Here is a 5,819-nt window from a genome sequence, read left to right as displayed (position 1 = left end):
TAAGTGGGAAGTTTAAGTCCTAACTGTTTATCAAGTTTTTAGTCAACCTTAAGTTAGCCATCGCTAAACCCATTTCATGGTTCATTCCTCCTGGTTCATCTTTTATCCTTCATCCTTCACCCTTGAACTTCAGGAGCTATTTCTTTGTCTCATCAGAGCTAGCTGTATTGTCTGCAGCATCCAGCATCCCATATTTCCGCATAAAGCGTTCAACTCGCCCTTCCGTATCAATAATTTTCTGGGTTCCTGTGTAGAAGGGATGATTACCAGACCAAACATCTACGTGAAGTTCTGGCTGAGTTGAGCCAACGGTCATCACAACTTCCCCGTTGCAATAGACTTTGGCTTCTGGGTACCACTCTGGGTGAATATCTGGTTTTGGCATAGTTCCTCCTTTGATTTCTATTTTACTATATATTTAGCTAATTTTTCATTCCTATTTGTTAAATTATGGTAATGATATGCGCTAAGCACACGCTACTTGAGGTGCTATCAGCCCCTTAGCAGTCAGCTTTTCAATCCTGTCAAACTTAGGCATGTGGCTTAATATTGCCCATAAATTAGCTATTGTGGACAACCCTTAATCAGCTAATTTATTAGCTGATTTATTATTGCTTTTAGCTAAAATTTTATTCGGAATGGCTGATAGCTGATAGCTAAGGTCTGAATGCTTACAAATTTTTAATTACCATGTTGAATTTTAAATTAGCCAGCTGATAATTTATCGCTTCGAGTATTGGGGGGCTTTCCGAGCTTTTTTCAAGCCATATTTCTTACGCTCTTTTGACCGTGGGTCACGAGTCAAGTAGCCTTCTATTTTAAGAGGTTGGCGGTTTTCTGGGTCTAGTTCGCACAAGGCTCTAGCCACCCCTAGACGCACAGCATCAGATTGTCCCGTTAAGCCACCACCGTGGGCATTGACTAGGATATCGTACTCATTTTCCAAACCTAAGGTTTCCAAAGGTGCTTTCAGGCTGGCTAGGTACATGGGGTTAAAGTTAAAGTAAGCGTCCCCTGGACGTTTATTAACAATCAACTGACCGCTACCGGGAACCAAACGGACTCTAGCAACTGATGACTTACGACGACCAGTTCCCCAGTAAACAGCGCGACCTGCTTGTTCTTCTGCTTGCATTAGTTTTAGCCTCCTGGAATTGTTTTAATAGTTAGTTCTTGGGGTTGTTGTGCTTCATGGGGATGGGTCTGACCAGTGTAAACTTTCAGCTTCTTGAAAAGTTGGCGACCCAGAGAGTTTTTAGGTAGCATACCCTTGACAGCTTTCTCGATAATTCTTTCGGGTATACGTGCTTGCAATTCGGCAAAGGTTTCTGTCTTCATACCGCCAGGACGACCGGAATGGCGGCGGTATAGTTTTTGGTCTCGTTTTCTGCCAGTTACCATAACTTTTTCGGCATTGACAACAATCACGAAGTCACCAGTATCCATGTGGGGAGTGTAAGTAGGTTTGTTCTTCCCCCGCAGAATAATGGCTATTTCACTGGCTAGTCGTCCTAGACGCTGGTTGGTGGCGTCTACAACGTACCACTTTTTTTCAATTGAGTCTTTAGTTGGTATGTGGGTTTTTTCCATCGGTTCAATCAATATCAGGTTTACGGTTGGGTTGAAAGGTTGTCTCTTGTAGCTTGGCCTTAAGGCCCACGCTACACAGGTTGTTCTAGCCCAAGGAGCCCTTGTCGGTTAGTAGGTTGACAGATTAAATTGAATGTTACTTATCTCTAGAAGTAGCCTTCAGGCTTGTTACCTGTCACCTTCACCCCCTCTTCAATCTTGTTACGTGTAGTCTTCAACCCGTCAATTGAGGTAATATAAATTTGGGTTGGGTATCATACCATATTTCTGGGAGAAAGGGGCATTCTGGGTAGCCAACCCTTAGCAAGCACAAGCCTTTGGCTGGAGAAGCGTGTTTCACCTTGTCCCGCTGTTGGTTAACCCAGATGTCAGTAAACTGTTCTGGGGTTAGCTTCCCTATTCCCACTTGTACTAGCATTCCTACCAACAGACGCACCATACCATATAGAAATCCGTTAGCTTGAATTTCTATATGAATAAATGGTCCATTGCGGTAACATTCGGCTGCTTGCACATTTACCCAGGAATGCGATCGCCCCGAGTTGCTTCGGTGAAAGGCTGCCAAGTGATGCTTACCCAGCAGTGGTTTTAAGGCTGCCTGGATCAGGGATTCATCAAGGGGAGCTTGATAATAGTGCCAACAAAAGGGTTGTACAAACAAGTTAGGGCAGGCGTCGGTATAGATTGTGTATCGATAACGACGCCAGATGGCACTAAACCGAGCATGCCAGTCTTGTGAAACTAATGCTGATGCTCGGACTAAGATATCCTCTGGCAGTCTACTATTGAGTATCGCTGCCCAGCGATGGGCTGGTATGGGACCTGTGGCATTAAAATGAGCGACTTGGGCAGCAGCGTGAACCCCTGTATCAGTACGACCAGCACCATATAGGGTTATGGCTCGCTGTTGTACGGTGGACAGAACTGTTTCGATTTCCGACTGAACACTGCGATGCTGTGGTTGTCGCTGCCAGCCATAAAAGTTATTACCCAGGTATTGAATAACCAGGGCAATTCGCTGGATAGCTTTAGCATCGTTGGCAGACATCATGGATTAACGATTAACAATTGACATTTTTAATGGTTAATTGCTTTAATGGTTAATTGCCTCAGACTAGTTCAATAATAGATATTTCAGCATTATCACCACGACGCCGCACCGTGCGCAGAATTCGGGTATATCCGCCGTTGCGATCGCCATATCGCGCTTTAACCTCAGCAAATAGGGAGTGAACTAACTTTTTGTCGTAGAGATAGGCAATTGCCCTACGTCGGGATGCCAAGGAGCCATCCTTGGCCAGGGTAATCATTCGCTCCACCTCCGAACGAATGGCTTTTGCCCGAGCTTTAGTGGTAGTGATTCGACCATGACGCAGTAATTCAGTGGTCAGGGATCTCATCAGAGCCCGACGTTGATCTGCTGGCTTGCCCAGTTTTGGCACACGACGCCCGTGACGCATTTTTTAGCTTCCTCCTTTTTTTTGAACAAGATTTGCCTTTATTCCTAGGGTTTGGACTAGCTAATTGCTAATTGTCCAGTCCCTTAAGTTTAATTGTTGTGGTTAAGTCTTAGCGGATTTTTCGTGGGGCAGTGTAATTCCTAGACGTCGTTGCAGAGCTTCAATCACTTCTTCAGCCGACTTTTGACCAAAGTTTTTGATTTCTAGGAGGTCTTCCTGACTATAATCGAGCAAATCGGATACAGAGTTGATCTGTGCTCGTTTCAGGCAGTTGTAAGCCCGAACCGAGAGTTGTAATTCTTCGATTGGGATTTGGCTGGTCGGATCGTCATCATCACCATAGTCATCTTTAATAGATTCGAGATTAATATCCTTGAGAGGATTGAACAGATCCACCAGGGTCCCAGCCGCTTGAGATAAAGCTTCTTGGGGAGTTATACTACCATTGGTCCAGACCTCTAAAGTTAAGCGATCCTTTTCCAGAGCACCATCAATGCGAGTATTCTCAACGCTGTAATTTACTTTAGTCACGGGCATGAACACAGAGTCAATCTGGAGGAAATCTACCGCTGTTGATTCATCATGCCCCCGTTCCACAGAGCGATATCCTGTACCCTTTTCGATGCGGAACTCCATTTCAAGCTTAGCCCCTTCTGCTAAAGTAGCAACATACTGACCTGGAGCAATAATTTCCACCTCCGAGGGCAAATCAAACTGAGCAGCTCTCACAGTGGATGGCCCAGTAATCATCACTCGACCTATCTGAGGTTGAGAGGTGTAGCTTTTGAGGACAACTTCCTTCATATTCAGCATAATTTCCAGGACATCCTCTCTGACTCCCTCAATTGTGGCAAACTCATTGTTTACGCCAGCAATCCTGACAGCCGTCACTGCTGCTCCTTCTAGGTTGGACAGCAAAACTCGTCTGAGGGCGTTGCCAACCGTTGTGCCTTGACCACGTTCGAGAGGCTCTAGGACAAATCTGCTATACTGACTTTGGTTCTTCAGTGTTTTGGATTCTACACACTCAATCTGAAACTGCGCCACAGAGTGACCTCCCTCTATTCATAAGACCCCTTTAACCGAATACAGGTTGAAGGGATAGTAAGCCAAAGGGTAAGGAGTTCCTTATGAACCTCCTCCTTTCAAGCTACTTTCCTTTCAACCTAACGGTCGCAAAAAATATACTCTTATACTCGACGCCGTTTGGGTGGACGGCAGCCGTTATGAGGAATTGGAGTTACATCCCTGATTAGGGTGATTTCCAGTCCGGCTCCTTGCAGGGCCCGAATAGCGGTTTCTCGACCTGCTCCTGGTCCACTCACCATCACTTCCACCTGACGCATACCTTGGTCTATGGCTCGTCGGGCAGCACTGTCAGCAGCGGTCTGAGCAGCGAAGGGAGTTCCTTTTTTTGCCCCCTTAAATCCACTAGAGCCAGCTGAAGCCCAAGAGACTACATCCCCTTTGGTGTCAGAAATGGTGACGATAGTATTATTGAACGTAGACTGGATGTATGCTATTCCATTGGGTACATTGCGTTTCTGCTTTTTTGTACCACCTTTTTTTGTTGGTCGCGCCATGTCACTTGACTTTACTCTATCGGTGATTGATTATCTTGGGGTTGAGTAACTTGAACAATTTTGTCCAAAGTCTTTTGTCCAAAGTCCTTTGTCCAAAGTGACTAACAGAAGGTCTCCTGGCAGTTACTTTTGACGAATGACCAATGACCACAAAGCTGTGGTGGATAGTTGAGCTGACTAGAGCTATTACTTCTTAGCCGGTGCTTTTTTCTTTCCAGCGATAGTCACTCGTCTACCGCGACGGGTACGGGCATTAGTGCGGGTTCGCTGTCCTCTCACGGGCAGTCCCATGCGATGACGACGTCCGCGATAGGTACCAATATCTACTAGGCGCTTGATGTTCATTGACTGCCAGCGCCTTAAATCCCCTTCCACCTGATAATTTTTTTCGACAGCTGCTCTGAGGGCAGCCACCTCAGCATCGGTCAAATCCTTAACCCTCGTATCTGGGTTAACTCCTGTTGCTGCTAAAATGTCTTTAGACCGCGACAGACCGATTCCATAAATGTAGGTCAGACCTATTTCTACACGTTTATCGCGAGGTAGGTCTACACTGGCAATCCGAGCCACGCTTGGTTCTCCCTTGACTGAAGTTTTGTGCTACAAATTAAATGTATGGATTAAGTGTATGGATTTGAGGTTTATCCCTGACGCTGTTTGTGTTTGGGATTCGGGCAAATCACCATAACTCGACCGTGGCGTCGAATCACGCGGCACTTTTCACACATTTTTCGGACAGATGGTCTAACTTTCATGCCTTTTTTTCTGGACAGAATGCAGTTGGTTATTATATCTTTTTTTTGGTTGACTTGTCAAATTTAACTTATTTTTCATAAAACAGAATCCGCTGCTAGTTTTACTTCTTACGCAGACGGTAGGTGATCCTGCCTTTGGTTAAATCGTAGGGGGTTAGTTCAACTTTGACCCGGTCTCCGGGCAGAATTTTGATGTAATTCCGACGGATTTTACCGGAAATATGAGCTAGGACATTAAAGCCATTGTCCAAGTCAACGCGAAACATGGCATTCGGCAGGGATTCAGTCACCGTGCCTTCCATTTCAATTAAGTCTTGTTTAGCCAAAGTGTTTTAACCTCAATACAACTATCCCCCTATGTTCTAAATTTTGATTATTTAATTCAGGGAGTCTTAACATATTTTATCAAATCCTAAATTATACCAACTAAA

The 5,819-nt window shown here is 45.1% G+C and carries 10 protein-coding genes; all 10 read right to left on the bottom strand.

What is annotated here, in order from left to right:
* Positions 1–136: 136 nt before the first annotated feature.
* Complete coding sequence (gene rpmE / locus F6K38_RS33715) at positions 137–385, bottom strand: 50S ribosomal protein L31 (RefSeq protein WP_008191155.1); 249 nt, start codon at positions 383–385, stop codon at positions 137–139.
* 336 nt (positions 386–721) lie between these two features.
* Entirely contained in the window at positions 722–1,135 is a 414-nt protein-coding gene (gene rpsI, locus F6K38_RS33710; protein ID WP_008191157.1) for a 30S ribosomal protein S9, read from the bottom strand.
* 5 nt (positions 1,136–1,140) lie between these two features.
* Positions 1,141–1,590, bottom strand: coding sequence for a 50S ribosomal protein L13 (rplM, locus tag F6K38_RS33705; RefSeq protein ID WP_008191159.1), 450 nt, complete (start codon positions 1,588–1,590; stop codon positions 1,141–1,143).
* A 214-nt stretch (positions 1,591–1,804) separates the two neighbouring features.
* Positions 1,805–2,638, bottom strand: a complete 834-nt coding sequence (truA, locus tag F6K38_RS33700) for a tRNA pseudouridine(38-40) synthase TruA (protein WP_287359453.1) — start codon at positions 2,636–2,638, stop codon at positions 1,805–1,807.
* Between the two features lie 61 nt (positions 2,639–2,699).
* Entirely contained in the window at positions 2,700–3,050 is a 351-nt protein-coding gene (gene rplQ, locus F6K38_RS33695) for a 50S ribosomal protein L17 (protein ID WP_008191162.1), read from the bottom strand.
* Positions 3,051–3,152: 102 nt separating this feature from the next.
* Positions 3,153–4,097: a DNA-directed RNA polymerase subunit alpha gene (locus F6K38_RS33690; protein WP_008191164.1), complete on the bottom strand. Its 945-nt coding sequence runs from the start codon at positions 4,095–4,097 to the stop codon at positions 3,153–3,155.
* A gap of 143 nt (positions 4,098–4,240) precedes the next feature.
* Positions 4,241–4,633, bottom strand: a complete 393-nt coding sequence (gene rpsK, locus F6K38_RS33685; RefSeq protein WP_008191167.1) for a 30S ribosomal protein S11 — start codon at positions 4,631–4,633, stop codon at positions 4,241–4,243.
* 186 nt (positions 4,634–4,819) lie between these two features.
* Complete coding sequence (gene rpsM, locus F6K38_RS33680) at positions 4,820–5,203, bottom strand: 30S ribosomal protein S13 (protein WP_008191169.1); 384 nt, start codon at positions 5,201–5,203, stop codon at positions 4,820–4,822.
* A 71-nt stretch (positions 5,204–5,274) separates the two neighbouring features.
* The gene (gene rpmJ / locus F6K38_RS33675; protein WP_071986986.1) at positions 5,275–5,388 is read right to left on the bottom strand and encodes a 50S ribosomal protein L36; all 114 of its coding nucleotides are present in this window, start codon (positions 5,386–5,388) and stop codon (positions 5,275–5,277) included.
* 101 nt (positions 5,389–5,489) lie between these two features.
* Positions 5,490–5,714 carry a translation initiation factor IF-1 gene (infA, locus tag F6K38_RS33670; protein ID WP_008191178.1) on the bottom strand — a complete coding sequence of 75 codons (225 nt, stop codon included), beginning with the start codon at positions 5,712–5,714 and terminating at the stop codon, positions 5,490–5,492.
* Between the last annotated feature and the right edge of the window lie 105 nt (positions 5,715–5,819).

The organism is Moorena sp. SIO3B2, from assembly GCF_010692525.1.
Classification (GTDB): domain Bacteria; phylum Cyanobacteriota; class Cyanobacteriia; order Cyanobacteriales; family Coleofasciculaceae; genus Moorena; species Moorena producens.
The sequence above is the reverse complement of the archived record's forward strand: the minus strand, read 5'-3'. Positions and strand labels throughout refer to the sequence as shown.